Origin of the sequence: Streptomyces sp. NRRL F-4489, from assembly GCF_001509485.1 — a bacterium.
GTDB lineage: Bacteria > Actinomycetota > Actinomycetes > Streptomycetales > Streptomycetaceae > Streptomyces.
In genome coordinates this window covers 1-26,484 of sequence record NZ_LLZI01000284.1, presented here as the reverse complement: position 1 = coordinate 26,484, position 26,484 = coordinate 1, and the positions used below count along the sequence as shown (strand labels likewise).

Sequence of the window (26,484 nt, the reverse complement as noted above, 5' to 3'; positions counted from 1 at the left end):
CCCGCACCCTCACCGCCCGCGCCGTCCACCCCTTCTCCCTCGTCGGCGTCGTCTGGGACGACGCGGCCGCCCCGCTGCACGGCCGCGCCCAGGTCCGCACCCGCGCCCACGACAGCGGCGCCTGGTCCGCCTGGCAGGAGCTCCAGACCGGCACCGACGACGCCCCCGACCCGGGCGCCGGCGAGGGCGGCGGCACCGCGGCGCGCGGCAGTACCGCCCCCCTGTGGGTCGGCGTCAGCGACGCCGTCCAGCTCCGCCTCACCCTCCCCGACGCCCACCGCGTCACCGCCGCCCTGCCGCGCGGTCTGCGCCTGGAACTCGTCGACCCCGGCCCGGACACCCCCGTCGTACGCGGCGGCCCGCCCGCCACCGCGGAAGCCGCCGCCAGTTCCGCCGCGAACGCCCCGCTGGCCCCGCTCGGCGCCACCGAGATCCCCGCCGCCGACCAGGCCACCGCCGCCCGCACCGACATCCCCGCCGCCGGCGAACGGGTCCCCGCCGGACCCGTCCACATCGGCGCCCGCCCCCGCATCGTCACCCGCGCCGGCTGGGGAGCCGACGAGAAACTCCGCGAGGCCCGCTTCGTCTACACCCGCACCGTCCGCGCCGCGTTCGTCCACCACAGCGCCACCGGCAACAACTACACCTGCGCCCAGGCCCCTTCGGTCATCCGCGGCCTGTACCGCTACCACGTCAAGAGCAGCCACTGGCGCGACATCGGCTACAACTTCCTCATCGACAAATGCGGCACCATCTACGAGGGCCGCGCCGGCGGCGTCGCCAAACCCGTACTCGGCGCCCACACCCTCGGCTTCAACAACGACAGCACCGGCATCGCCCTGCTCGGCTCGTTCGGTAAGGACGCGCCGCCGGCGCCCGCCCTCGAAGCCCTCGGCCGGCTCACCGCCTGGAAACTCGGCCTGTACGGCGCCGATCCGCGCGGCCGCACCCCGATGACCTCCACCGGCGGCAACCTCTACCGCAAGGGCCTGGTCGTCCGACAGCACGTCATCTCCGGCCACCGCGACGGCTTCAAGACCGAATGCCCCGGCGCCCGCCTCTACGCCGACCTCCCCGCCCTCCGCGAAACGGCGGCCCGCCTCCAGGGCCGCTGACGAACGCCCTGAGCGAGCCGACCGCCGACAGCGGACCGTCGTAAACCCCCGGCGCCCCGGACCGTCGTAAGCCCCCGCCGACCAGGGGCCAAGCCGTGCCCCAACCGCCGCCGCCACACGGCCGTTGACCCGCCGCGCCCCCGCGCGCCGCTGCCCCTCTCCGCCTCCCCTCACGCCTCCCCGCGTCCCCACCGAGGCCCCCCGGGGCACCGTCTGCCTACACTGGTCCGCCGCCCGACCGACCAGAACAACCCGTACGACTCGTACACCCCGTACGGCCCGTACAGCCCCTACAACCCGTAGGGGTCGTACGGTCCGAAACGGGAAGCCCGAGCCGACCGACCCGATCCGACCCGCCCCGTCCCAGCCCGGGAAGCCCAGCCGAGCCGACCAGCAGGAAGCAGAACGAGCACCGTGAACGCCGCACGCCCCGCCGCCGGGACGGGCCGCCGCCGATGCCCCCACAGCCGCCCTGCCGGCGGACGAAGCGAACAGAGAGCACAGTGACTGAAGCGATCCTCCTGGTCGGCGGCAAGGGCACCCGGCTGCGCCCGCTGACGGTGCACACGCCCAAGCCGATGGTCCCGGCCGCCGGTGTGCCGTTCCTCACCCACCAGCTCGCGCGCGCCCGCGCCGCCGGCGTCGAGCACATCGTGCTGGCGACGTCCTATCTCGCCGAGGTCTTCGAGCCGTACTTCGGCGACGGTTCCGAGCTCGGCCTGCACCTGGAGTACGTCACCGAGGAGGAGCCGCTCGGCACCGGCGGCGCCCTCCGCAACGTCGCGTCCCGGCTCCACTCGGCGCCCGGCGACCCGGTCCTGATCTTCAACGGCGACATCCTCACCGGCCTCGACATCCGGGCCCTGCTCGACACCCACCGCACCACCGGCGCCGACGTCTCCCTCCACCTCACCCGCGTCGAGGACCCGCGCGCCTTCGGGCTCGTCCCGACCGACGAGACCGGCCGGGTCACCGCCTTCCTGGAGAAGCCGCAGACGCCGGAGGAGATCGTCACCGACCAGATCAACGCCGGTGCCTACGTCTTCAACCGCGCGGTCCTCGACACCATCCCGGCCGGCCGCCCGGTGTCCGTCGAACGCGAGACCTTCCCCGGCCTGCTCGCCGACGGCGCGCACCTCCAGGGCATGGTCGACTCCACGTACTGGCTCGACCTCGGCACCCCGCAGGCGTTCGTCCGCGGCTCCGCCGACCTCGTCCTGGGGCGCGCCCCGTCGCCGGCCGTCCCCGGCCGCCGCGGCGAACGCCTCGTCCTGGAGGGCGCCGACATCGCCCCGGACGCCAAACTCACCGGCGGCACCTCGGTCGGGACGGGGGCCCGCATCGGCGCGGGCGCCCGGGTGGACGGCAGCACCGTCCTCGACGGCGCGGTCATCGAACCGGGTGCGCAGATCCGCGACTCGCTCATCGGCGCCGGCGCCCGCATCGGCGCCGGCACGATCCTGGACGGCGCGGTCATCGGCGACGGCGCGGCCATCGGCCCCGGCAACGAACTCCGCCACGGCATCCGCATCTGGTGCCACGCCGACATCCCCGCCCACTCCCTCCGCTTCTCCCCCGACCAGTAACCCGCTGCTACTATCTTTCTCACGCAACGTAATCGAGTAGGGAACGAATCACTCTCCGTATTCGTTGCGAGTGATAAGGAAGCAGCAAGCGCGCGAGGCCCCCAACCCGCCACCCATACCTCCGCCCAGCACGCACACACCTCCACTACTGGGCGCACCGCCACGACCCAACGCCACTCACGCCCGCCGCACCCACCGCCTCAATGCCGCCCACCTCAATGCCGCGCCGCGCCTGCCGCCGCCGCTGACCGTCCTGCGGCCAGCGCGCCACCCGCGCCAGTGCGCCACCCGCGCCGGAGCGCCCCCGGCGGCCGCCCGCCCCCGGCGGTGGCCCGCGACTGCGGCGGCCATGGCCGGTCTCCCCGGCGGTTATCCACACCCCGGCGGGCCCGCCGCCCCGATCGCCTAACCTGGCCGCATGCCCGCCCGCACCTGGGTCCCGCCCGGCCCGTACGACCTGCACCGCTCCCTCGGGGTGCTGTGCCGGGGGCCCGGCGACCCGGCGTACGCGGTCCGTGGCGACGAGATCTGGCGGGCCAGCCGCACCCCCGCCGGCCCCGGCACGCTGCGCCTGGTGCCCCGGTCCGCCGAGGGCCGCGTCACCGCGACCGCCTGGGGCCCGGGCGCGGAGTGGCTGTTGGAGCGCCTGCCGCAGCTGCTCGGCGAGTCCGACGACCCGGAGGCGCTGACCGCCCGGCACCGCGTCGTCCATGAGGCGCGCCGCCGCCACCCCGGCGTCCGCCTCGTCCGCACCGGCCTGGTGCTGGAGTCGCTGATCCCCTCGGTGCTGGAGCAGAAGGTCACCAGCGACGAGGCGTACCGCGCCTGGCGGCTGCTGCTCCAGCGGCACGGCACGCCCGCGCCCGGCCCCTGGGACCGGCTGCGGGTGATGCCCGACGCGCGCGGCTGGGCGCTGATCCCGTCCTGGGAGTGGCACCGCGCGGGCGTCGACGCCAAGCGGTCGTCGGCGATCCTGCGCGCGGTGCGGGTGGCGGCCCGTATGGAGGAGGCCGCGGGGATGGACCTCGCCGAGGCCACCCGCAGGCTGACCGCGATACCGGGCATCGGCCCGTGGACGGCCGCCGAGACCCTCCAGCGCGTGCTGGGCGCCCCCGACGCGATCACCGTCGGCGATCTGCACCTGCCGAAGATCATCGGCTATGCGCTCACCGGCCGCCGGGGCACCACCGACGAGGAGATGCTCGAACTCCTCGCGCCCTACGAGGGCCAGCGCCACCGCGCGGCCCGGATGATCCTGCTCTCCGGCCTGGTCCCGCCCCGCCGCGCCCCGCGCTTCCCGGTGGGGGACATCGCCCGGCTGTGACGCCGAGCCGAGGTGGGAACGCCACACGCCACCGCCGTGGCGTCGCTCGGCACCGAGGCCCTGGCAGCACGGCGCCCCGGCACCACGGCACCGCGGCGCTGGCCCACGGCCGGTCGGGCCAGCGCCGTGGTGCCGGGCCGGCCCTCGGCCGCGAGCGGCGGACCGGCTCCCGGCCCCACGCCCCCACGCCCCCTCGGCCGCCGGCCCCGCCCCGGCCACGGGCGCCCCATGGAGCGCCCCGGCGCCCCGGGGAGCGTCCAGCGGCAGGGGCACCCCAGAGCGCCCCGGGACGCCCCCCCGGGCGGGGCCGGCGTCCCGGCGCCCCGGCTCAGCGCACCGTGACGAACGCGTCGGTCGGGCGGGCCGGGCGGGGCGCCGGAGGGGTGGCCGGGCGGCCGATGGCGATGGCGCCCATGGGTTCCCAGTCGGGCGGCAGGTCCAGGGCGGCGCGGACGACGTCGCGGCAGAACATGGTGGAGGAGATCCACGCCGAGCCGAGCCGTTCGCCCGCCAGCGTGACCAGGAAGTTCTGGATGGCGGCGCCGTTGGCGACGATGAACATCTCGCGTTCCGCAGCGCTGCGCCGCGCGTCCGGGTAGTGGTGCGCGCCGTCCAGGACCATGCAGGGCACGGCCAGGTATGGCGCGTTGCGCAGCACGTCGCCGCGGCGTACGCGCCGGGCGATGGCCTCCTCCGACTTGTCGTCGGCGCGCAGGTCGGCCACCCAGGCGTCCCGCATCGCGTCGAGCAGCCGGGTGCGGGCCTCCGGGGTCTCCAGGAGGACGAACCGCCACGGCGTGGTGTGGTGCGGGGCCGGCGCGGTCAGCGCCGCGGCCACCGCGCGCCGCACCGCACCCGGGTCCACCGGGTCGTCGGCGAACTCCCGGACCGTACGCCGCAGCGTCACCGCCTCCCGGATCGCCTCCGACGTGCCCAGCCGGAACATGTCGTTCGCCGCGTCCCGCACCAGCGCCCGCGCCCCCGGGTCCCCCGCCGGGCCGTCTACGACCTCATTGCCGACCACCGGCTCGCCCGCGTCCCCGTTACCGCCCGCCGGGACACCCGCGCCGCCCACGTCGCTCGTACCGGCCGTCCCATCGCCCCCGTCGCCGGCCGCCGGATCCAGTACGACATGGGGCAGGCCGCGGATGACGGCGATCGGGAGGCCGGTGGCCTTGCCCTTCACGAGGTCGCCGGCGGCGGCGAGTTCGTCGGCGGTGGCGACGACCGTGGCGACCAGCGGGTTGCCGTACGCGTCGGTGCCGCCGCGCAGGTCGTCCAGGACCCGCACCCCGGCCGCCCCGATGGCGACGTCGGTCAGTCCGCTGCGCCACGGCCGTCCGAACGTGTCGGTGATGACCACGCCGATGTTCACGCCGAGCGCCTCGCGCAGCCCGGCGCGCAGCGCGCGGGCCGAGGCGTCCGGGTCCTCGGGCAGCAGCAGGATCGTGCCGGACGGGGTGTTGGACGCGTCCACGCCGGCCGCGGCCATCACCAGGCCCTGGCGGTTCTGGACGATCCGCAGGGTGCCGCGGCGGGCCACCAGCCGGACCGTCTCGGCGTCGATCGCCTCCTCCCGGTCGTCCGCCTCGACGATCCGGCCCTCCGCCTTGCTTACGATCTTGGAGGTCACCAACAGGACGTCCCCGTCGGCCAGTTGGGGCGACGGCCCGGTGGCCACCGCGCTCGCGACCAGCTTGACGAGGTCGTCGCCGGGCCGCACCTCCGGGATACCGGGCAGCGCCCACACCCGGTAGCCGGGTGCCTCACCCGCCACGCCGGCTCCCGTCACCGCGTCCGCAGCAACCTCCGTAGCAACCCCCTCAGCCACATCCGCAGCAATCTTCTCGGTTACGCCTCCAGTCACACCCGTAGCCGCGACCCCAGTCACACCCTCAGCCGCGACCCCAGTCACATCCCCAGCCACATCCACCACTCCCGACCCCGTAGCCACCCCCGCAACCGCAACCCCAGCAGCAGCTTCAGCTTCAGCTGCCCCCGCACCCACAGCCGCTACTGCACCCGCACCCGCACCGGCACCTGCACCGGCCCCCGAGGCCGATTCCCCCGCCCCCCTCACGCCCGTACCTCCGCCGCCAGCGCCAGCGCCGTCCGCGCCATGGCCGCGGTGGCGTCCAGGTCCGTCATCATCAGGGGGACCGCGCGGCAGGCGATGCCGGCGGCCTCGACCTCGGGGACGGCGGCCGCGTCGACCTCGTCCACCAGCCAGCCGTCCAGCAGGCCCGCGCCGTAGTGCCGGGCCACCGCCGCCGCGGTGGATTCCACGCCGACCGCCGCCAGCACCTTGTCGGCCATCCCGCGCACCGGGGCGTCGCCGACGATGGGGGAGAGGCCGACGACCGGAGCCGCGGCCTCCGCGACCGCCTCCCGGATGCCCGGTACGGACAGGATCGTGCCGACGCTGACGACCGGGTTGGACGGCGGGAAGAGGATGACGTCGGCGGCCGCGAGGGCCTCCAGGACGCCGGGGGCGGGCTTGGCCTGTTCGGCGCCGACCGGTACCACGGCGAGCGCCGGCACCGAGGCCCGCATCCGCACCCAGTACTCCTGGAAGTGCACGGCCTTGCGCTCGCCGTTCTCGTCCTCGACGGCCACATGGGTCTCGACCCGGTCGTCGGACATCGGCAGCAGCCGCACGCCGGGCTGCCAGCGGTCGCACAGCGCCTCGGTGACGGCGCTGAGCGGATAGCCGGCGCCGAGCATCTGGGTCCGCACGATGTGGGTGGCGAAGTCCCGGTCGCCCAGCCCGAACCACTCGGGGCCGACGCCGTACGCGGCCAGCTCCTCCTTCACCCGGAACGTCTCGGCGGCCCGCCCCCACCCCTGGTCCTCGTTGATGCCGCCGCCGAGCGTGTACATCACGGTGTCCAGGTCCGGACACACCTTCAGTCCGAACAGGTGGATGTCGTCGCCGGTGTTGCCGATGACGGTGATGTCCGCGTCCGGAGCCGCTGCCTTCAGTCCCCGCAGAAAGCGGGCGCCGCCGATACCGCCGGCCAGAACCACAATGCGCATGCCGGTAAGTGTTGCAGCCGGCGGGATGCCGCGGTGCCCCCCGGGTGGGGTGCGCCCCGGGTGCGGAGCGGCACGCCACCACCCCCGGGTTACGACGGGTTTACGACGGGTGCCGCCGAGCGCCCCCAGACAGCGGCCAGCCAACAGCCAGCTATCAGCCAGCCATCAGCCGGCCCCGTGCCAGACGCCGGCCAACCGTCAGCGCCCCACGTCCCCCGCAGCCTCCGCCGCCCCACGACCAACCACCGCGCCAGCCCCAGCAGACGCACCCAGCACACCCGGCACACCCGCCGCCCCCGGTGCCCCCAAGGCCCCGACCTGCCCGCCACCCGGCCGCATCGGCATCTCCGTCAGCCCCGGGAAGTACACATGCAGGCTGACCGCCGGTACGAGCGCGTCGTTGACGACCTCGTGGACGTAGCCGGGCGCGAAGACCCGCTCCCGTTCCCGCTCCCGCCCCCGGCCGGCGGCCCCGGCGGCCGAGAGGACCCGGGTGCCGTTCGGGCCGTGTTCGGTCAACTCGCCTTCCAGGACGGTCAGTACGCCCGACGAGGGGCCGTGGTCGTGGCGTCCGCTGCCCTGGCCGGGGAGCCAGCTCAGCAGCCAGACCTCGTAGCCGAGGGGGGCCTGCCCGGCGCCGGGGCCCGCGGGCACGGTGCGCAGCCGGTGGTACCAGCGGGTGGTGGCGTCGTAGCGGACGAGCGGTGCCCACCGGGCGCGGTCGGCGGCGATCGAGCGGGCCAGGCCGACGAAGCCGGCGACGGTGGCGGGGTGGGCGGGGACGGGCGGCAGGAGGTGGGGGAGGGCGAGCGGGTCGCCGGCGATCTGGACGTCGCTGTTCATGGGCGGTTTCCTCGGGCGGAAGTGCGGGTGGCGCGCGGGGGTCCCCGGCCAGCGGTGGCTGGAAGAGGGGTGCGGCACGGCGCGGGCCGTTCCTGGTGGGGGGCGCGGCGCGGTGGTCGCGGGGGAGGGGTGCGCCGCGGGATGCGCGGGCGCGGGGGGCTGGAGCTCAGTGGCTGCGACAGCTGGAACAGCGACAGCGGGCCTGCACGGCGCAGCGCGACCCGAAGGAGCGGGTCAGTCGGTGCGCGGGGGTCGCTGGCATGCGGTCAAGGAGACACGGGGCGGCGGTGCGCTGTCAAACGGGGGGAGAGGTGTGAGGCGGGGTTCACCTCTTCCGGTTACTCCGTCCGGAGAAAGGTTTATGCACCTCGGGTCGGGGACAAGCGGTCCACCAACCGCGCCCGCGGGCGCCGTTGCGGACCTGTGATCCGGCTGTGATCTTCCCCGCTTCGGCGTCCCGGGTGCAACGCACGACCCGTTCCGCGGCGTCTTGGCCGGTGAGAACACCGCGGAACGGGACCTCGGACCGGCGCCCGGGGAAGTGTCCTGGTTTTGCATGATTTGAACACTTTCCGCACGCGCTTGGTTCCGCAGAGTGAATAAGAGGCCCAATAGCAGATCTCGGCTTGACTGGCCCGGATCAGCACACTTGTAATTTCACTCGTGTCGTTCAGCCGAATTCGATCACGGCTTGATCACGGGGACGTAAAGACAGACGAGGGGCGCACATGACCGAGCTGTTCCAGGAATTGCTGGTCGAGGAGGCGGACGAGGAGCTCGGCTGGCAGGAGCGCGCACTGTGCGCCCAGACCGACCCCGAGTCCTTCTTCCCGGAAAAGGGTGGCTCCACCCGCGAGGCGAAGAAGGTCTGCCTCGCCTGCGAAGTCCGGTCCGAATGCCTCGAATACGCCCTCGCCAACGACGAACGCTTCGGTATCTGGGGCGGACTGTCGGAACGCGAGCGGCGCCGGCTCAAGAAGGCCGCCGTCTGACCGTGACCCGCCGGCCCCCCGTACCCGCACCGCGCGGCCGCGCCGACCACGCCGCCGCACCACCCCAACTCCCCATATCCCCCTATAGCGAACGCACCGCCTCCGGCGCCCCGCCCGCCGGAGGCGGTCTGCTGTGTACGGAGCCGGTCGGCGCCGCCGCGCGAAGCATTAGTGTGGGGCCCCGTCCGAGACACGCCAACGCCGCCGGCGCGGGGTGCGCGTGTCCCTCGTAGTCCGTCGCAGTGTCTTCCGGGGGCGGGGGCCTTGAGCGACTTCGCCGCGGGCCCCGGACCCCCGGGTCCGGAGGGCCCGTACCTCGATGTCCGTGCACAGCCAGCCGGCGGCCCAGGCCGCCCCGTACGCAGCCGCCACACCCGAGTTCCCGCGACACGTCGTCACCGCCGTGATCGTCTCGCACGACGGCGGCCGCTGGCTGCCCGACGCACTGGCCGGACTCCTCGGCCAGGAACGCCCGGTCCAGAACGTCATCGGCGCCGACACCGGCAGCGGCGACGACTCCGCCCGGCTCCTCGCCGAGGCGATCGGCGACGACCGCGTGCTCCACCTCGCCCGCCGCTCCGGCTTCGGCACCGCCGTCGACGAAGCCGTGCGCACCGCCCCCGTCCTCGGCCCCGACGAGCTGCCCTACCTGCGCCGCCCCAGCGGCTGGGACCCGGTCAGCCGCACCTGGCACGACGAGGCGTACGAGATGCCGGAACTCCCGCACGGGGAACCGGTCCAGTGGCTGTGGCTGCTGCACGACGACTGCGCGCCCGCCCCCGACGCCCTCGCAGCCCTGCTGCGGGTCGCCGACGCCAGCCCCTCGACCGCCATCGTCGGCCCCAAGCTCCGCAGCTGGTACGACCGCCGGCAGCTGCTCGAAGCGGGCGTCACCATCGCCCGCAGCGGCCGCCGCTGGACCGGCCTGGACCGCCGCGAACAGGACCAGGGCCAGCACGACCAGGTCCGCCCCGTACTGGCCGTCTCCACCGCCGGCATGCTCATCCGCCGCGACGTCTACGAGCAGCTCGGCGGCTTCGACCGCCGGCTGCCGCTGATGCGCGACGACGTCGACCTGTGCTGGCGCGCCCAGGCCGCCGGCCACCAGGTCCTGATCGCCCCGGACGCGGTGCTCCGGCACGCCGAGGCCGCCGCCCGGGAGCGCCGCCCGATCGACTGCGCCGGCCGCTCGGTGGCCAGCCCGCACCGCGTCGACAAGGCGGGCGCGGTCTACACCCTGCTCGCCAACACCCGCGGCGCGCTCGTCCCGTACACCCTGCTGCGGCTGCTCATCGGGACGCTGCTGCGGGTCGTCGCCTACCTGGTCGGCAAGGTCCCCGGGCAGGCGCTGGACGAACTCGCCGGGCTGTTCGGTACGCTGCTGCGGCCCGGCAAGATCCTCGCCGCCCGCAAGCGGCGCGGGAAACCGTCCGCCGACGCGGGCGAGCTGCGGGCGCTGTTCCCGCCGCCCGGCGCCACCGTCCGGGCCACCGTCGAACAGGTCGCCGGCAACCTCGCCGGCCGGGCCGCGCCCGATGTGGCGTCCTCCGGGCGCCACGGGGCCGTGGAGTCCGGCCCCGGGGGCGACGACGCCGACTATCTGGAGATCGAGCAGTTCGCCCGGCTCAAGCGGATCGCCCGCCGGCCCGCCCCGGTGCTCTTCCTCGTCCTGCTGGTCGTCTCGCTGATCGCCTGCCGCGGACTGCTCGGCGGCGGCTCCCTGGCCGGCGGCGCGCTGCTGCCCGCCCCGGGCGGCCTGGGCGACCTGTGGTCGTCGTACGCCGGCGGCTGGCATCCGGTCGGCGTCGGCGACACCGCGTCCGCCCCGCCCTACCTCGCGGTCCTGGCCGCGCTCTCCACGGTCTTCCTCGGCAGTACGGGCTTCACGCTGACCCTGCTGCTGGTCTGCTCGGTGCCGCTGGCCGGTCTGACCGCCTACTTCGCGTCCCGCCCGCTGGTCGCCTCCCGGCTGCTGCGGGCCTGGGGCTCGGTCGCCTACGCGTTCCTGCCGGCCGCGACCGGCGCGCTGGCCGGCGGCCGGCTGGGCACCGCCGTGCTGGCCGTCCTGCTGCCCCTGATGGCCCGCGCCGCGGTCGCCGCCAGTGGTCTGCGGCTGGCCCCCGGCACCCGGCCGAGCTGGCGCGCCGCCTGGGCGTACGCGCTGCTGGTGACCGTCACCACCGCCTTCACGCCGATCGTCTGGCCGATCGCGGTGGTGCTCGGCGCGGCGCTGCTGGTGCTGCGGTTCCTCGACGGCAGCCGGGGTGTGTGGATGGCGTACCTGCTGCGGTTCCTGGGCGTGGCGGTGGCGCCGCTGGTGGTGCTGGCGCCCTGGTCGCTGGCGCTGCTGGCGCACCCCTCGCGGTTCTTCCGGGAGGCCGGGCTGGACTTCGGCGCCGGGTCCGCGTCCGTCCTGGACCTCGTGGGGCTGAGCCCCGGCGGGCCCAAGGCGGTCGGCGGGGCGCTGCTGCTCGGCATCGTGCTGGCCGCCCTCGGCGCCACCCTGCGCGACGAGCGGCGCACCGCCGTCCGCACCGCCTGGGCGGTCGCCCTGACCGGGCTGCTGTGCGCCGCGCTGGGCAACGCCTCCGGCTGGACCGGCCCGGCGATGCTCGTCTACGGGCTGGCGCTGCTGTGCGCGGCCGCGGTGGGCGCCGAGGGCATCCGCACCCGGATGGCCGCGCTCGGCTTCGGCTGGAAGCAGCCGGCCGCGGTCCTGATCGCCGTCGCCTGCCTGGTCGCCCCCTTGTACGCGGCGGTCAGCTGGATGATCACCGGGGCGGCGGGGCCGGTCGAACGGCGCGATCCCACGCAGGTCCCGGCGTTCGTCGCGGAGGAGTCCTCCACCTCGGACCAGGCCCGCACGCTCGTCCTGGACGGGACGCCCGGCAAGGTCGCGTACTCCCTGGTCCGCGGCTCCGGCGCGCGCCTGGGGGACGCCGACCTGGCCGCCGAGGCCGGTCCGGACGCCAAGCTGGACGCCGTGGTCGCGCACCTGGTGGCCGGGTCCGGCGCCGACCAGACCGACCGGCTCGGCGGCTACGCGGTCCGCTACGTCCTGGTCCGCAAGGGCGCCCCGCGCGAGATGGGCCGCGTCCTGGACGCCACCCCGGGCCTGACCCGGCTCAGCCAGGACGACGGCAGCGCCCTGTGGCGGGTCGACCAGCGGGTCTCCCGGGTCGCGATCGTGCCCGGGCAGAACAAGGAGGGCGACGGCAGCGGCGACGCGGCCGCGCCGGTGCCGGTCCCGGCCGGGCCGGTCGAGGCGCACACCGCCAAGCTGCCCGCCGGGCCCGCCGGCCGGGTCCTGCGGATCGCCGACGCCGCCGACGACGGCTGGCACGCCACCCTCGACGGCACCCCGCTCAAGCCCGTCACCGTCGACGGCTGGGCGCAGGGCTTCCAGCTGCCGTCCGGCGGCGGCCGGCTCGACCTCACCCACGACGCCCCGCTCGGCCACACGCTGTGGCTGTGGGCCCAGGGCCTGCTCGCGCTCGTCCTGGTCGTGATGGCGCTGCCGGGCCGCCGCCGGGAGGTCGACGACGACCTGCCCGAGGAGGCCGCCGCGGCCGCCGCGGCACCGGCCGCGGGGGAGGGCCGCCGGGCCCGCCGGCTCCGGGACCGCGCCGAGGCCGCCGCGGCGGCGCCGGCCGGTGCCACCACCGCCGGCACGGGCGAGGAGCCCCCGCCGGCCCCGGTGGCGGAGCCCGCGCCCGCCGACCCGTACGCCGCGGTGCCCGCCCAGCCCTCCTACGAGGACTGGCAGACGGCCCCCGCCCAGGCTCCGGCCGACCCGCACGCCCCGGTGGCCGATCCGTACCAGGCCGCCCCGGTGGCCGACCCCTACCAGGCCGCGCCCTACCAGGCCGGCTACCCCTCCGAGGGCTACGAGCCCGGCGGCTACCCGGCCGACCCCTACCAGGCGGGCGCCTACGACCCGTACGGCTACGGTGCGCAGGCCCACCCCCACCCCGGTACGGGGCCGGAGCAGTCCTACCCCGGTGCCGGGCCGGAGCAGCTCTACCCCGGTGCCGGGCAGGAGCAGCCCGCGCCGTACCAGCAGCAGCCCTACGACGGCACGACGTACCCCGGCGCCTTCCCCGAGCCGCGCCGTGACGGGAGCGAGCAGCAGTGAAGCGCACGATTGTGTCCCTGACCGCCGCGGCCGCCGCGCTGGCCGCCGTCACCGGGGTCGCCGCGGTCGCGGCCCCCGGGGGCGCCCCGGCCGCCGCGCCCGCGGGCGGCACCCGGCTGCCCGTCCAGCGGTCCACCCTGGTCTGCCCGGCGCCCAGCTCGTCCGAGGTGGCCGAGACCACGTACACCGCGTTCGCGCCGTCCGGGGCCGGGGCCGGCGCGGACACCGGGAAGGGCACCGCCCAGCTGCTGCCCGCCGGGACCGTCGCCGACAGCGGCGGCAACCCGGCCGGCAAGGGCGGCCGGAACGCCAAGGACGGCAAGGACGCCAAGGGGGCCAAGGGCGGCGCGGCCGGGGGCGCGGACGCCGGCGGGTCCCGGACCGTCCCGCCGCCCGACACCAAGCCCGTGGTGCCCCTCCAGCAGGCCGGGAAGCCCGCCACGGCGGCCACCGACAGCGCCGACGCCCCGGCGCTCACCGGCTCCGCGGACGGGCCGCTGGCGCCCGGCTGGACGGTCCAGCAGACCACCGCGATCGCGGCCGGCTCCGGCCGCGGCCTCCAGGGGCTGAGCTGCACCGCCCCGGACACCCAGTTCTGGTTCCCCGGGGTGAGCACCGCGTCCGGCCGCACCGATTACGTCCACCTCACCAACCCCGACCCGGTGCCGGCCGTCGTGGACCTGGAACTGCTGGGCAAGGACGGCTCCCTGAAGGCCGGCGGCGGCGAGGACATCACGGTGCCGCCGCACACCACCGTCCCGGTGCTGCTGTCCACCCTCACCGGCACCCCGGTCGACGGCGCCGCGCTGCACGTCACCGCCCGCTCCGGCCGGATCGGCGCGGCCGTGCAGGCCGCGGACGGCACGCACGGCGGCGACTGGCTGCCGCCGGCCGCCGACCCGGCCCCGTCCGCCGTCCTGCCCGGTATCCCGGCCGACGCCGCCGACGTCCAGCTGACCGTGGTCGCCCCCGGCGACTCCGACGCCGACGTCAAGGTCCAACTGGCCACCAAGACCGGCCTGATCACCCCGGCGGGGCTGGACTCGCTGCACGTCAAGAGCGGGATGACGGTCACCGCCGACCTCAAGGACGTCACCAAGGGCGAGGCCGGCTCGCTGGTCCTCACGCCCAACGACACCGAGTCCGCCGCCCCGGTGACCGCCGCCGCGCGGGTCGTCCGGGGCAAGGGCGACAGCCAGGAGATGGCGTTCGTCCCGGCGACCCGCCCCCTGGAGGCGCGCGGCACCGCCGCCGACAACCGGGACAAGGGCAGCACGCTCTACCTGGTTGCTCCGCAGAAGGGCAAGGACGCCACGGTGACGGTCACCGCCTCGGCCGGCTCGGACGGCGGCACCCCGGCCTCCCGGACGTACACCGTCAAGGGCGGCACCACCCTGGCCGTCACCCCGCCGCAGCCCGCCGGCCTCAAGGGCGGCTACGCGCTGACCCTCGCGCCCCGGCCCGGCGGCGGCCCGGTCTACGCGGCCCGGATGCTGGCGCTGCCGCAGGGCGGGGTGCCGGCCTTCACCATCCAGCCGGTGCCCGACGACCGCGGCTCGGTGGTCGTCCCGTCCGCCGGCCAGGACCTGTCCCTGCTCACCCGGTGACACCCGGCGGCCCCGGGGCGCGCGCCATCCGGCCGCCCCCGGGGCACGCGCCACCGCGCCGCCCCCAGGGCACGTGCCCTCCGCCACCAGGCCACGGGGGCCGCCCCCGGGTCGCTCACTCCTGCCCGTACCGCGGATCCACCGACTCCGGTGCCAGCCCCAGCAGGTCGGCGACCTGCTCCACGACGACCTCGTGCACCAGCAGCGCCCGCTCGTCGCGGCCCTTGGCGCGGATCTCCACCGGCCGGCGGTAGATCACGATCCGGTCGCGATGCGGGCCGGTGGCCGGCAGCACCCGGCCCAGCGGCACGGCCTCGTCGTCCGCCAGCGGGTCCGGGTCGCCGTCCGGGCCGAAGCCCGGCACCTCCAGCACCAGGAAGTCGACCTGCGCCAGCTGCGGCCAGCGCCGCTCCAGGCGGTCCCGGGAGTCGTAGACGAGATCCGTGAACGCGTCGGCGCGGGACACCGACAGCGGCACCTGCGGCGGCGCGATCGGGCCGCGCATGCCGCGGCCGTGCCGGTCGCGGTGGCGGGGCCGCGGCGCCGGCGGACGGGAAGGTACGGGGCTGTCCATCAGATCGAGCGTAGCCCTCCGGGCAGGGCGCGTACGGCGTTGTGCGACAACTCGCCACTTGTCGCCGGGTGACCGGAACGGACCCGGTTCGGATCGTTTGCGGACCCGCCTCCGACCGTTCCACCACCGCGTATTGACATGAATTGCCCCACCTCGGGAGGGGTCTCTGCCCGCCCCGCCGCGTCACCCGTCCGGCCCCCCGCCGCCCCCGGCCACCGGGCGCAGGTCAGACGCATCGGACGAAGCGGGACGACACGGTTGGGTGAGCCGGGGCGGAGTCGTCGCGGCCCGCTCAAGAGTGCGGTACCGTCCAACGTCGTGAGCCCTGTACGTCGCTGTTCGCGCACTGCGTGCGGCCGCCCCGCCGTCGCAACGCTGACGTACGTCTACGCGGATTCGACCGCCGTGCTCGGACCGCTCGCCACCTACGCCGAGCCGCACTGCTACGACCTGTGCGCCGAGCACTCCGAGCGCCTGACCGCCCCCCGCGGCTGGGAAGTCGTCCGCCTCGCCCTCGACGCCGGCCCCGCCCGGCCCAGCGGCGACGACCTCGAAGCGCTCGCCAACGCCGTCCGCGAGGCCGCCCGCCCCCAGGAGCGCGCCGCCGGCGGCCCGGACACCCCGGCCCCCACCGGACGCGACGGCCACCCCATGGAGGTCGCCCGCCGCGGCCACCTCCGGGTCCTGCGCTCACCCGACTCCTGACCGGTCCTTGACCCGCCGCGCCGCCCTGTCACCGGCCCGTTCCGCCCCGTACCCGGCTCGTTCACGGCTCCCGTACACAACGTGCGGGTAGGTTTGTGACTCCGACGCGACTCCAGGAGGGCTTGGCTGTGACTGATCTGTCGCAGATCGTGAAGGCGTACGACGTGCGCGGCGTGGTCCCCGACCAGTGGGACGAGACCCTGTCCGAACTCTTCGGCGCGGCCTTCGCCGAGGTCACCGGCGCCGGCGCGATCGTCATCGGGCACGACATGCGGCCCTCCTCACCCGGCCTGGCCGGCGCCTTCGCGCGCGGCGCGGCCCGCCGCGGCGCCGACGTCACCGAGATCGGCCTGTGCTCCACCGACCAGCTCTACTACGCCAGCGGCGCCCTCGGCCTGCCCGGCGCGATGTTCACCGCCTCGCACAACCCCGCCCGGTACAACGGCATCAAGATGTGCCGGGCCGGCGCCGCCCCCGTGGGCCAGGACACCGGCCTGGCCGACATCCGCGCCCTGGTGGAGCGCTGGCGCGAGCAGGGCGCCCCCGAGCCGGCCGCCCGCCCCGGCACCGTCACCCGCCGCGACGTCCTCGCCGACTACGCCGCCCACCTGCGCACCCTGGTGGACCTGTCGGCCATCCGCCGCCTGAAGGTCGTCGTCGACGCCGGCAACGGCATGGGCGGCCACACCGTCCCCACCGTCTTCGCGGACCTGCCGCTCGACCTCGACCCGCTCTACTTCGAGCTCGACGGCTCCTTCCCGAACCACGAGGCCAACCCCCTCGACCCCAAGAACATCACCGACCTCCAGGCCCGCGTCCGCGCCGTCGGCGCCGACCTCGGCCTGGCCTTCGACGGCGACGCCGACCGCTGCTTCGTCGTGGACGAGAACGGCGACCCGGTCTCCCCGTCCGCGATCACCGCCCTGGTCGCCGCCCGCGAACTGGCCAAGCACCCCGGCGGCACGGTCATCCACAACTGCATCACCTCCTGGTCCGTCCCCGAGGTCGTCAAGGAGCACGGCGGCACGCCCGTCCGCACCCGCGTCGGCCACTCGTTCATCAAGGGCGAAATGGCCCGCACCGGCGCGGTCTTCGGCGGCGAGCACTCCGCGCACTACTACTTCCGCGACTTCTGGAACGCCGACACCGGCATGCTCGCCGCCCTGCACGTCCTGGCCGCCCTCGGCGAACAGGACCGCCCGCTCTCCGGACTCGTGGCCGAATACGACCGCTACGCCGCCTCCGGCGAGATCAACAGCACCGTCGACGACCAGACCGCCCGCCTCGCCGCCGTCAAGGCCGCCTACGAGGGCCGCGACGGCATCACCCTCGACGAGCTCGACGGCCTCACCGTCACCGCCCCCGACTGGTGGTTCAACGTCCGCCCCTCCAACACCGAACCGCTGCTGCGCCTCAACGCCGAGGCCCGCGACCGCGCCACCGTCGACCGGGTCCGCGACGAGGCCCTGGCGATCATCCGCGGCTGACCGCCCGGTGGCGGGCCGCCCGCCGCCCGGCCCGCCACCCCTCCCGCCCGGCGGGGCGGCCCGGCCGGGCAGGCCCCGGCCCCCGCACCGGCGGTACGCTGGCCACGCCGCAACCACGCCGAAGGAGCCCCGATGCCCGTCGAAGCCAGCCTGCTGGAGATCCTCGCCTGCCCGGCCTGCCACGCCCCGCTGGAGGACCGCACCGCGGCGGACCCAGCCACCCTGGTCTGCACCTCCGGCGACTGCGGCCTGGCCTACCCGGTCCGCGACGGCATCCCCGTCCTCCTCGTCGACGAAGCCGCCCCCCAGGGCTCCCCGACCGCCGCCTGACCCGGCACCAGCCCGCCCACCGGCGAAACGGAGGCCGCGCCACCATGCTCGACGAGTCCCTGCTCGACGCACCCGAGGCGCTGGCCGGCGCCGACCGCTTCGGCCTGCTCCGCGGCGTCGCCGAATCCGGCGCCCGGGTCCGCACCGCCGTCCGCGGCGCCGCCGAGGCCGGCATCGGCGAACTGACCCCGGACGGCCGCCCCCGCGCCGTCCTGATCGCCGGCCCCGGCCCGGCCGCCGCCGGCGTCGCCGATCTGCTGCGCGCCCTCAGCGGCGGCAGCTGCCCGGTCAGCCTCGTGACGCCCACCGGCGTCGCCCCCGTCCCCGGCGCACTGCGCTGGACCCTCCCCGGCTGGGCCGGCCCCACCGACCTCCTCCTGCTCGCCGGCCCCGACGCCGCCGACCCCGGCCTCGCCGAGCTCGTCGAGCAGGCGTACCGCCGCGGCTGCTCCGTCGTCGCCGTCACCCCCGCCGGCGGCCCGCTCGCCGACGCCGTCATCCAGGCCCGCGGCCTGGCCGTACCGCTCGCCACCACCGCCTACGACGCCGAGTTCGACGTCGAGGGCGCCCCGCCCGCCGCCCCCGGCACCCTGTGGTCCGTGCTCATCCCGCTGCTCGCGCTCGCCGACCGGATCGGCCTGATCAGCGCCCCGCCGGACGCCCTCACCGCGCTCGCCGACCACCTCGACCGGATCGCCGAACGCTGCGGCCCGGCCATCCCCACGTACACCAACCCCGGCAAGACCCTCGCCGCCGACCTCGCCGACGCGCTCCCGCTGATCTGGAGCGAGGGCCCGCTCGCCGCCGCCGTCGGCCGCCACTTCGCCACCGAGCTCGCCGGGCTGGCCGGCCGCCCCGCGCTCGCCGCCGAGCTGCCCGAGGCGCTGCTGACCCACCGCACCCTGCTGGCCGGCGCGCTGGCCGCCGGCGCCGACCCCGACGACTTCTTCCGCGACCGCGTCGAGCAGCCCGCCGCCCTGCACGCCCGGATCGTCCTGCTCCGCGAACGCGCCCCGGACGCGCTGTCGGCCACCCGCGCCGCCCAGCAGCTCGCCGACGAACGCGACACCCCCCTCAGCGAGCTGGAACCGGGCCCCGGCAGCGATCTCGAACGCGCCGCGGAACTCCTCGCCATCGCCGATTTCGGCGCCGTTTACCTCGCGCTCGCCGGCACCGGGTGATCATGGCGGCGGGGCCGCCCGGCGGCGCCCCGCCGGCCCGACGCACCCCGGCCGGCCCCCGCACCCTGTAGGAAGCAGCCCCCCATGGACCGCCTCGCCACCACCGTGCGCCCCTACGCCTGGGGCTCCACCACCGCCCTCCCCGACCTCCTCGGCACCCCGCCCACCGGCGAACCCCAGGCCGAGATGTGGTTCGGCGCCCACCCCGCCGCCCCCGCCCGCCTCGACCGCGGCCGCGGCCCGGTCTCCCTCGCCGACGTCATCGCCGCCGACCCCGAGGCCGAACTCGGCCCCGCCGCCGTCCGCGCCTTCGGCCCCCGCCTGCCGTTCCTGCTCAAACTCCTCGCCGCCGGCGCCCCGCTCTCCCTCCAGGTCCACCCCGACCGCGCGCAGGCCGAGGCCGGCTTCGCCGCCGAGGAGGCCCGCGGCATCCCCCTCGACGCCCCCCACCGCAACTACAAGGACCGCAACCACAAGCCCGAACTCATCTGCGCCCTCACCCCCTTCGAGGGCCTGTGCGGCTTCCGCCACCCCGCCGAGGCCGCCGACCTCCTCGACGGCCTCGGCGTCGGCGACCTCAAGCCGTACGCCGACATCCTGCGCGCCGAACCGGGCCCGGCCGCCCTCCGCGAGGTCCTCACCGCCGTCCTCGGCGCCGAACGCCACGCCGTCGCCGATACCGCCGACCGCGCCGCCTCCGCCGCCGCGCAGCTCGCGCCCAAGGGCGGCCCGTACGCCGCCGCCTACGCCGCCTGCGCCACCCTCGGCCACCACCACCCCGGCGACCCCGGCGTGCTGGCCGCCCTGCTCCTCAACCACGTCGTCCTCCAGCCCGGCGAAGCGCTCTTCCTCGGCGCCGGCGTCCCGCACGCCTACCTCAGCGGCCTCGGCGTCGAGCTGATGGCCAACTCCGACAACGTCCTGCGCTGCGGCCTGACCCCCAAGCACATCGACGTCCCCGAACTCCTCCGCGTCGTCCGCTTCGAACCCCGCGACGCCGGCGTGCTGCGCCCCGAGGACACCGGCGGCGAGGAGGTCTACGACACCCGCACCGCCGAATTCCGGCTCTCCCGCTTCGTCCTCGCCCCCGGCGCCGCCGCCCGCCCGCTGCCCGCCGGACCCCCGCAGATCCTGCTGTGCACCGCCGGCACCGTCCGCCTGACCAGCGATCGCGGCACCACCCGGGAGGCCGCCCTCACCCCCGGCACCGCCGTCTTCGCGCCCGCCGGCGAACACCTCACCGCCACCGGCGACGGCACCCTCTTCCGCGCCACCGTCGCCGTCTGACGCACCGCCGGGCGGCGCCCGGGGGCGGCCTCCCCGCCGCGCCCGCCGGCCGGGCTGCGACAATGACCGCCGCACAGCCATTAAAGGGGCGGTAAAGCCCGGTCTACGGAAGGGACACGGCGCACCCATGAGCGCATCCGGCGGTACCAAGGCGATCGTTGCGGCGCTGGGCGCCAACCTGGCGATCGCCGCGGCCAAGTTCGTCGCCTTCGCCTTCAGCGGCTCGTCCTCGATGCTCGCCGAAGGCGTCCACTCCCTCGCCGACTCCGGCAACCAGGGCCTGCTGCTCCTCGGCGGCAAGCGCGCCCAGCGCGCCGCCACCGAGGAACACCCCTTCGGCTACGGCCGCGAGCGTTACGTCTACGGCTTCCTCGTCTCCATCGTCCTGTTCACCGTCGGCGGCGTCTTCGCGCTCTACGAGGGCTGGGAGAAGATCCAGCACCCCCAGCCCCTCGAAGCGTGGTACTGGCCCGTCGGCGTCCTGGTCTTCGCCGTCATCGCCGAGGGCTTCTCCTTCCGCACCGCCGTCAAGGAGTCCAACGAGCTGCGCGGCAAGCAGAGCTGGGTCCAGTTCATCCGCCGCGCCAAGGCCCCCGAACTCCCCGTCGTCCTCCTGGAGGACTTCGGCGCCCTCATCGGCCTCGTCCTCGCCCTCGGCGGCGTCGTCCTCACCGTCGCCACCGGCAGCAGCGTCTGGGACGGCATCGGCACCATGTGCATCGGCGCGCTGCTCGTCCTGATCGCCCTCGTCCTCGCCGCCGAGACCAAGTCGCTGCTGCTCGGCGAGGCCGCCGGCCCCGAGCAGGTCGCCCGGATCCGCGCCGCGCTCGTCGACGGCGACGCCGTCACCCGCGTCATCCACATGCGCACCCTCCACCTCGGCCCCGAGGAACTCCTCGTCGCCGCCAAGATCGCCGTCCACCACGACGACACCGCCGCCGAGATCGCCCGCGCCATCGACGCCGCCGAGGCCCGCATCCGCGCGGCCGTCCCGATCGCCCGCGTCATCTACCTCGAACCCGACATCTACGACGAGCGCGCCGCCGCCCAGGCCCCGCCCGCCGCCGGCTGACCCGCCCCGCCGCCCGCCGCGCGGCCGCCGCCCACCGATCGGAACCGGCCAACGTCCACGCGATATGGGGCCGCGGACCCGATCGGTGTAAATTCGACTCCAGTGCCAGACGTCGCTGCTGATGGCGGTCGGGCGGCCCGCACCGCGGACCGGCCGAGGGAGAGAGGGCCTCCGACGGACTGCGCTGCGGCAAGGGGAGAGGTGTACCGGCCCCCACGTAGGCTCGGTGCGCCCGGACGCGATCTCCGGACCCCGACCCGCGCCGCAGACTGCCCGAATTGCCCGACCGACCTCGACATCCGAGGAGCAGCCCGAATGACGACAGCAGCCACCGGCCAGGACTTCAAGGTCGCCGACCTTTCCCTCGCCGCCTTCGGCCGCAAGGAGATCACCCTCGCCGAGCACGAGATGCCCGGCCTGATGGCGATCCGCCGGGAATACGCCGACCAGCAGCCCCTCAAGGGCGCCCGGATCACCGGCTCCCTGCACATGACCGTGCAGACCGCCGTCCTGATCGAGACCCTGGTCGCCCTGGGCGCGCGGGTCCGCTGGGCCTCCTGCAACATCTTCTCCACCCAGGACCACGCCGCCGCGGCCATCGCCGTCGGCCCGAACGGCACCCCCGAGAACCCCCAGGGCGTCCCGGTCTTCGCCTGGAAGGGCGAGACCCTCGACGAGTACTGGTGGTGCACCGAGCAGGCCCTGACCTGGCCGGACGCCCCCACCGGCGGCCCGAACATGATCCTGGACGACGGCGGCGACGCCACCCTCCTCGTCCACAAGGGCGTCGAGTACGAGAAGGCCGGCCAGGCCCCCGCCGTCGAGACCGCCGAGAACGACGAGCACCGCGCCATCCTGGAGCTGCTCAACCGCACCCTCGCCGAGAACGCCCAGAAGTGGACCAAGCTCGCGTCCGAGATCCGCGGCGTGACCGAGGAGACCACCACCGGCGTCCACCGCCTGTACGAGATGCAGCGCGACGGCGTCCTGCTCTTCCCGGCGATCAACGTCAACGACGCCGTGACCAAGTCGAAGTTCGACAACAAGTACGGCTGCCGGCACTCCCTCGTCGACGGCATCAACCGCGCCACCGACGTCCTCATCGGCGGCAAGGTCGCGGTCGTCTGCGGCTACGGCGACGTCGGCAAGGGCTGCGCGGAGTCCCTGCGCGGCCAGGGCGCCCGCGTCATCGTCACCGAGATCGACCCGATCTGCGCCCTCCAGGCCGCGATGGACGGCTACCAGGTCGCCACCCTGGACGACGTCGTCGAGACCGCCGACATCTTCATCACCACGACCGGCAACAAGGACATCATCATGGCCTCCGACATGGCCAAGATGAAGCACCAGGCGATCGTGGGCAACATCGGCCACTTCGACAACGAGATCGACATGGCCGGCCTGGCGAAGATCCCCGGCATCGTCAAGGACGAGGTCAAGCCGCAGGTCCACACCTGGACCTTCCCCGACGGCAAGGCCATCATCGTGCTCTCCGAGGGCCGCCTGCTCAACCTCGGCAACGCCACCGGCCACCCCTCGTTCGTGATGTCCAACTCCTTCGCGGACCAGACCCTGGCCCAGATCGAGCTGTTCACCAAGCCCGAGCAGTACCCCACCGACGTCTACGTCCTGCCCAAGCACCTGGACGAGAAGGTCGCCCGCCTCCACCTGGACGCGCTGGGCGTCAAGCTCACCACCCTCCGCCCGGAGCAGGCCGCCTACATCGGCGTCAAGGTCGAGGGCCCCTACAAGTCCGACCACTACCGCTACTGAGCCGCCGCCGGCCCCTCCCCGGGCCGGCCCCCGGCACCACCGGCAGCCGCCGGCACCAGGCCCCCGCCCTCCCGGCGGGGGCCTGCGCCGTAAAGCCCCCGGGCACCGGCCCCGTAGAGTCCCCGGAAACCCCCGCGCCACCCGCGCCCGGACACCGCCCCCCGTCCCAAGGACTGCACCCCCATGCCCCGCGGCCACTACTCCCTGCACGACCCGCACGACCACACCCCCCTCGGCGAGGAACACTTCCACTGCGCCACCGGCCCCTCCGGCTGGCGCTACGTCTCCCAGACCCTCGACACCGCCGGCGAGCACACCGGCTCCGTCGACCTCACCCTGGACGACCTCGGCCGCCCGATCCGCCTCGAACTCCACGCCCGCGCCTGGCAGGTCCGCGGCGCCGCCCTCGACGGTGTCACCTGGGTCCGCACCGACCCCACCGGCGCCCACGCCACCGAGGGCAACGCCCCCGCGCACGCCTTCACCGGCGCCTCCCCGGCCTTCCTCGTCGCCACCGCCCGCCTGCTGCGCCCCGCGCTCGGCGCCGGCGCCGTCCGCGTCCGGCTCGTCGCCCTCACACCCCCCGTCCTCGCGCCCCGCACCCTCGACCAGTCCTGGGCCCTGCTCTCCAGCACACCACACGCCACTGACAACGCCCCCCTCGTCGCCGACGAGTACCAGGTCACCGACCTGGAAACCGGCGAACAGCACACCGTCCACCTCGCCGGCGACGTCGTCCTCGCCGCCCCCGGCATCGAGCTGGAATCCCTGGACACCCCGCCGTCCGCGTTCAGTTGAGCGGACGGCGGTACGGGCCCGGGTCGGCTCGGGGCTCATAGGGGGAGACGGCAGGGCCGCCGGGCGCGGGGCGGACGATGGGTCCGCCGGGCGCGGGGCGCACAACCGAGGCCGCGCCGCGGGGCCGGCCGCGCCCGCCCCCACCTCACGCCGGCGGCGCGAACCCGCTTCCCCTGCGCGGCACTTCGCCGCCCCGCCCCTCGTCCGGAACCCCCGCCCCAGGGACCGCCGCACCCGGAACCGCAGCCCCCGCGCCCGCCACCGGGCCGCCACCCAGCGGCGCACCCTCCGAGGCCACGCCGACGCCCCCGCCCATGCCCCCGCTCCCGAAGGCCCGCCGGGACTCCCGCCCCTGCCGCTCGCGGACCACCGCGTCCAGATACAGCGTCGGATCCACCCCCGCCGGCACCTCCGCCCCGGTGAAGCCCCGCAGATCCGCGGCCAGCCGCCAGGCCATCGCCGCACCCGCCTGAGGCTCCAGTTCACCGAGCCGCCCCAGGTACTGCCGCACGGCCAGCCACCACCCGTCCGGGACCCGCGACAGATCGAGCCCGCCGACCTCCCCGGCCAGCCACGGGGGCGGCGCCGGCAGCAGCACCCGGCCGGCCTCCGCCTCCGGTATCCGCTCCCGTACGACCAGCGTCCCGGCGAACACATCCCCCAGCCGCCGCCCCCGCGCCGACACCAGGGACGCGATCGACGCCACCACCCCCATGGTCATCACGATCTCGATCGCCCCCATGGCGCCCCGCACCAGCGCGTGCCGGAACCGGATCGGCCCGCCGTCCTCCCGCACCACCCGCAGCCCGCAGATCAGCTTCCCCAGCGACCGCCCGTGGCTCAGCGTCTCCACCGCGATCGGAATCCCCACCTGCACCAGCACGAACGTCGCCACGGTCACCGCCGCCAGCACCGCCTCGTCCATCGACGACAAGGCGGTCACCATCCCCACCGTCACGGCGATGTACGCGGCCCAGGCCACGGCGAGGTCCACGACCACCGCCAGCCCCCGGCTCGCCAGCCGGGCCGGCCGCAGTCCCAGCACCACGGCCTCACCCGTCACCAGCTGACTCATCCGCCCACTCCCTCTCGCCCTGAATTCCCGGCGCCCGCCCCTGCGGCCACCGCTTCCGGCGCGCTTCCCCTGGGGGAGGACCACGGCCCCGCGCCCGGCCAGTCTGCCAAGCTGACCCGGCACCCACCCACCGCGCTGCGAGGAGCGACCCCGTTATGGACCTCGATGTCTTCGTCACGGCCCACGGCGCCGACTGGGACCGCCTGGAAACCCTGGTGAACCGCAAGCGCCGCCTCACCGGCGCCGAGGCCGACGAACTCGTCACCCTCTACCAGCGCACCACCACCCACCTCTCCCTCCTCCTCTCCAGCGCCCCCGACCCCGCCCTGACGGGCCGCCTCACGTCCCTCGTGGCCCGCGCCCGCAGCAAGGTCACCGGCGCCCGCAAGTCCTCCTGGCGGGACGCCGCCCGCTTCTTCACCACCGGCTTCCCCGCCGCCGTCTACCGCCTGCGCCACTGGTGGATCCCCACCGCGGTGCTCTCCGTCGCCGTCGCTGCCCTCATGGGCTGGTGGATAGCCGCCCACCCGGAGGTCCAGGCCACCCTCGGCGCCCCCCAGGAACTCCGCGAGATGACCCGCCCCGGCGGCGAGTACGAGACCTACTACTCCAGCCACCCCGCCGCCGCCTTCGCCGCCCAGGTATGGACGAACAACGCCCAAGCCGTCGCCCTCTGCCTGGTCCTCGGCGCGTTCCTCGGCCTCCCGGTCCTCTGGGTCCTCTTCCAGAACATGCTCAACCTGGCCGCCGGCCTGGGCCTGATGGCCTCCGCGGGCCGCCTCGACACCTTCCTCGGCCTGATCCTCCCGCACGGCCTCCTCGAACTGACCGCCGTCTTCGTCGCCGCCGGCATCGGCCTCCGCCTCGGCTGGACCGTCATCGACCCGGGCCCGCGCACCCGCCGCACCGCCCTCGCCGAGGAGGGCCGTGCCGCCCTCGGCGTCGCCATCGGCCTGGCCGCCGTCCTCTTCGTCTCCGGCCTCCTCGAAGGCTTCGTCACCCCCTCCGGCCTCCCCACCTGGGCCCGCATCGGCATCGGCGTCCTCGCCGAGCTGGCGTTCCTCACCTACGTCTACGTGCTCGGCGGCCGCGCGGTCCGCGCCGGCGAGACCGGCGACCTCGACGCCGCCGACCGCGACGCCCTCCTCCCCACCGCCGCCTGATGTGCGCGCACCCCCGCTGACCTGCTAATCTCCTCTTCGTCCCAGCGACCCGTTGACACGGGCTGCTGGGGGAGGTAGATTCAAACGGTTGCGACGGACTGGACAGGTCCGGCAGCGACGGTTAGTCTCAATCTCCGCTCCGGCCGCACATTCAAGCGGCGGGGCGCACCGACCTCTTACGGAAGCCCGCTCGATCATTGGATCGAACACCTTCTGATAAAGTCGGAAAAAGCCGAAAGGCAAAACCCCTCCGATGGGTAATCCAGAACGGAATTCACCCCGACCGCCACGCGGTTCGGAACGAAAGAAGATCTGATAAAGTCGGAAAGGCCGGAAAGCGAAAGCGGAACGGCCGGACCCCGCTCCAGCAGGGGGCCAGAGACGGAAACGGATCTGGTAAG

General features: G+C 75.3%; 21 protein-coding genes. 15 read left to right on the top strand and 6 right to left on the bottom strand.

The window, feature by feature from the left end; all coding sequences use genetic code 11:
* The 3 genes from ADL22_RS31630 to ADL22_RS31620 all read left to right on the top strand — a co-directional run.
* The coding region (locus ADL22_RS31630; RefSeq protein ID WP_066987731.1) for a peptidoglycan recognition protein at positions 1–1,115 on the top strand (1,115 nt) is incomplete at its 5' end.
* A 503-nt stretch (positions 1,116–1,618) separates the two neighbouring features.
* Complete coding sequence (locus tag ADL22_RS31625; RefSeq protein WP_066987730.1) at positions 1,619–2,701, top strand: sugar phosphate nucleotidyltransferase; 1,083 nt, start codon at positions 1,619–1,621, stop codon at positions 2,699–2,701.
* A gap of 418 nt (positions 2,702–3,119) precedes the next feature.
* A complete protein-coding gene (locus ADL22_RS31620; RefSeq protein ID WP_066987729.1) occupies positions 3,120–4,025 on the top strand; it encodes a DNA-3-methyladenine glycosylase family protein in 906 nt (301 codons plus the stop codon).
* A gap of 328 nt (positions 4,026–4,353) precedes the next feature.
* Here the strand turns inward: ADL22_RS31620 and ADL22_RS31615 are convergent, their stop codons facing one another.
* The 3 genes from ADL22_RS31615 to ADL22_RS31605 form a co-directional block, all read right to left on the bottom strand.
* Complete coding sequence (locus ADL22_RS31615; RefSeq protein ID WP_234430932.1) at positions 4,354–5,802, bottom strand: coenzyme F420-0:L-glutamate ligase; 1,449 nt, start codon at positions 5,800–5,802, stop codon at positions 4,354–4,356.
* Between the two features lie 299 nt (positions 5,803–6,101).
* Entirely contained in the window at positions 6,102–7,061 is a 960-nt protein-coding gene (cofD, locus tag ADL22_RS31610; RefSeq protein WP_066987725.1) for a 2-phospho-L-lactate transferase, read from the bottom strand.
* Positions 7,062–7,259: 198 nt separating this feature from the next.
* Positions 7,260–7,904, bottom strand: a complete 645-nt coding sequence (locus ADL22_RS31605; RefSeq protein ID WP_079064583.1) for a cysteine dioxygenase — start codon at positions 7,902–7,904, stop codon at positions 7,260–7,262.
* Positions 7,905–8,632: 728 nt separating this feature from the next.
* Between ADL22_RS31605 and ADL22_RS31600 the strand changes: the two genes are divergently transcribed.
* The 3 genes from ADL22_RS31600 to ADL22_RS31590 all read left to right on the top strand — a co-directional run bounded on the left by ADL22_RS31600 (position 8,633) and on the right by ADL22_RS31590 (position 14,638).
* Entirely contained in the window at positions 8,633–8,896 is a 264-nt protein-coding gene (locus ADL22_RS31600; protein ID WP_003983763.1) for a WhiB family transcriptional regulator, read from the top strand.
* A 319-nt stretch (positions 8,897–9,215) separates the two neighbouring features.
* Positions 9,216–13,031, top strand: coding sequence for a glycosyltransferase (locus ADL22_RS31595; RefSeq protein ID WP_066987723.1), 3,816 nt, complete (start codon positions 9,216–9,218; stop codon positions 13,029–13,031).
* A complete protein-coding gene (locus ADL22_RS31590) occupies positions 13,028–14,638 on the top strand; it encodes a DUF5719 family protein (RefSeq protein WP_066987721.1) in 1,611 nt (536 codons plus the stop codon). The genes ADL22_RS31595 and ADL22_RS31590 overlap by 4 nt, the downstream gene beginning before the upstream one ends.
* 115 nt (positions 14,639–14,753) lie before the next feature.
* Here ADL22_RS31590 and ADL22_RS31585 read toward each other — a convergent pair whose 3' ends face one another.
* Entirely contained in the window at positions 14,754–15,212 is a 459-nt protein-coding gene (locus ADL22_RS31585; protein WP_199836418.1) for a metallopeptidase family protein, read from the bottom strand.
* Positions 15,213–15,470: 258 nt separating this feature from the next.
* On the opposite strand from ADL22_RS31585, the gene ADL22_RS31580 reads away from it, so the two are divergent.
* The 8 genes from ADL22_RS31580 to ADL22_RS31545 all read left to right on the top strand — a co-directional run bounded on the left by ADL22_RS31580 (position 15,471) and on the right by ADL22_RS31545 (position 23,845).
* The gene (locus tag ADL22_RS31580) at positions 15,471–15,917 is read left to right on the top strand and encodes a DUF3499 domain-containing protein (RefSeq protein ID WP_079064582.1); all 447 of its coding nucleotides are present in this window, start codon (positions 15,471–15,473) and stop codon (positions 15,915–15,917) included.
* 128 nt (positions 15,918–16,045) lie between these two features.
* Complete coding sequence (locus tag ADL22_RS31575) at positions 16,046–17,404, top strand: phosphomannomutase/phosphoglucomutase (RefSeq protein WP_066987717.1); 1,359 nt, start codon at positions 16,046–16,048, stop codon at positions 17,402–17,404.
* Between the two features lie 132 nt (positions 17,405–17,536).
* Positions 17,537–17,734, top strand: a complete 198-nt coding sequence (locus ADL22_RS31570) for a Trm112 family protein (RefSeq protein WP_066987715.1) — start codon at positions 17,537–17,539, stop codon at positions 17,732–17,734.
* Between the two features lie 44 nt (positions 17,735–17,778).
* Entirely contained in the window at positions 17,779–18,915 is a 1,137-nt protein-coding gene (locus ADL22_RS31565) for an SIS domain-containing protein (RefSeq protein ID WP_066987713.1), read from the top strand.
* A gap of 84 nt (positions 18,916–18,999) precedes the next feature.
* The gene (manA, locus tag ADL22_RS31560) at positions 19,000–20,202 is read left to right on the top strand and encodes a mannose-6-phosphate isomerase, class I (protein ID WP_066987711.1); all 1,203 of its coding nucleotides are present in this window, start codon (positions 19,000–19,002) and stop codon (positions 20,200–20,202) included.
* Positions 20,203–20,329: 127 nt separating this feature from the next.
* Positions 20,330–21,274, top strand: a complete 945-nt coding sequence (locus tag ADL22_RS31555; protein ID WP_066987709.1) for a cation diffusion facilitator family transporter — start codon at positions 20,330–20,332, stop codon at positions 21,272–21,274.
* Positions 21,275–21,589: 315 nt separating this feature from the next.
* A complete protein-coding gene (gene ahcY, locus ADL22_RS31550) occupies positions 21,590–23,047 on the top strand; it encodes an adenosylhomocysteinase (protein WP_066987707.1) in 1,458 nt (485 codons plus the stop codon).
* 183 nt (positions 23,048–23,230) lie between these two features.
* Positions 23,231–23,845: a hypothetical protein gene (locus ADL22_RS31545; protein WP_066987705.1), complete on the top strand. Its 615-nt coding sequence runs from the start codon at positions 23,231–23,233 to the stop codon at positions 23,843–23,845.
* Between the two features lie 145 nt (positions 23,846–23,990).
* Here the strand turns inward: ADL22_RS31545 and ADL22_RS31540 are convergent, their stop codons facing one another.
* Positions 23,991–24,920, bottom strand: a complete 930-nt coding sequence (locus ADL22_RS31540) for an RDD family protein (protein WP_066987703.1) — start codon at positions 24,918–24,920, stop codon at positions 23,991–23,993.
* A 155-nt stretch (positions 24,921–25,075) separates the two neighbouring features.
* On the opposite strand from ADL22_RS31540, the gene ADL22_RS31535 reads away from it, so the two are divergent.
* Positions 25,076–26,083: a stage II sporulation protein M gene (locus ADL22_RS31535; protein WP_066987701.1), complete on the top strand. Its 1,008-nt coding sequence runs from the start codon at positions 25,076–25,078 to the stop codon at positions 26,081–26,083.
* A gap of 194 nt (positions 26,084–26,277) precedes the next feature.
* Here the strand turns inward: ADL22_RS31535 and ADL22_RS36565 are convergent.
* Positions 26,278–26,484: hypothetical protein (locus ADL22_RS36565; protein WP_234430931.1), on the bottom strand; the 207-nt coding region annotated here is incomplete at its 5' end.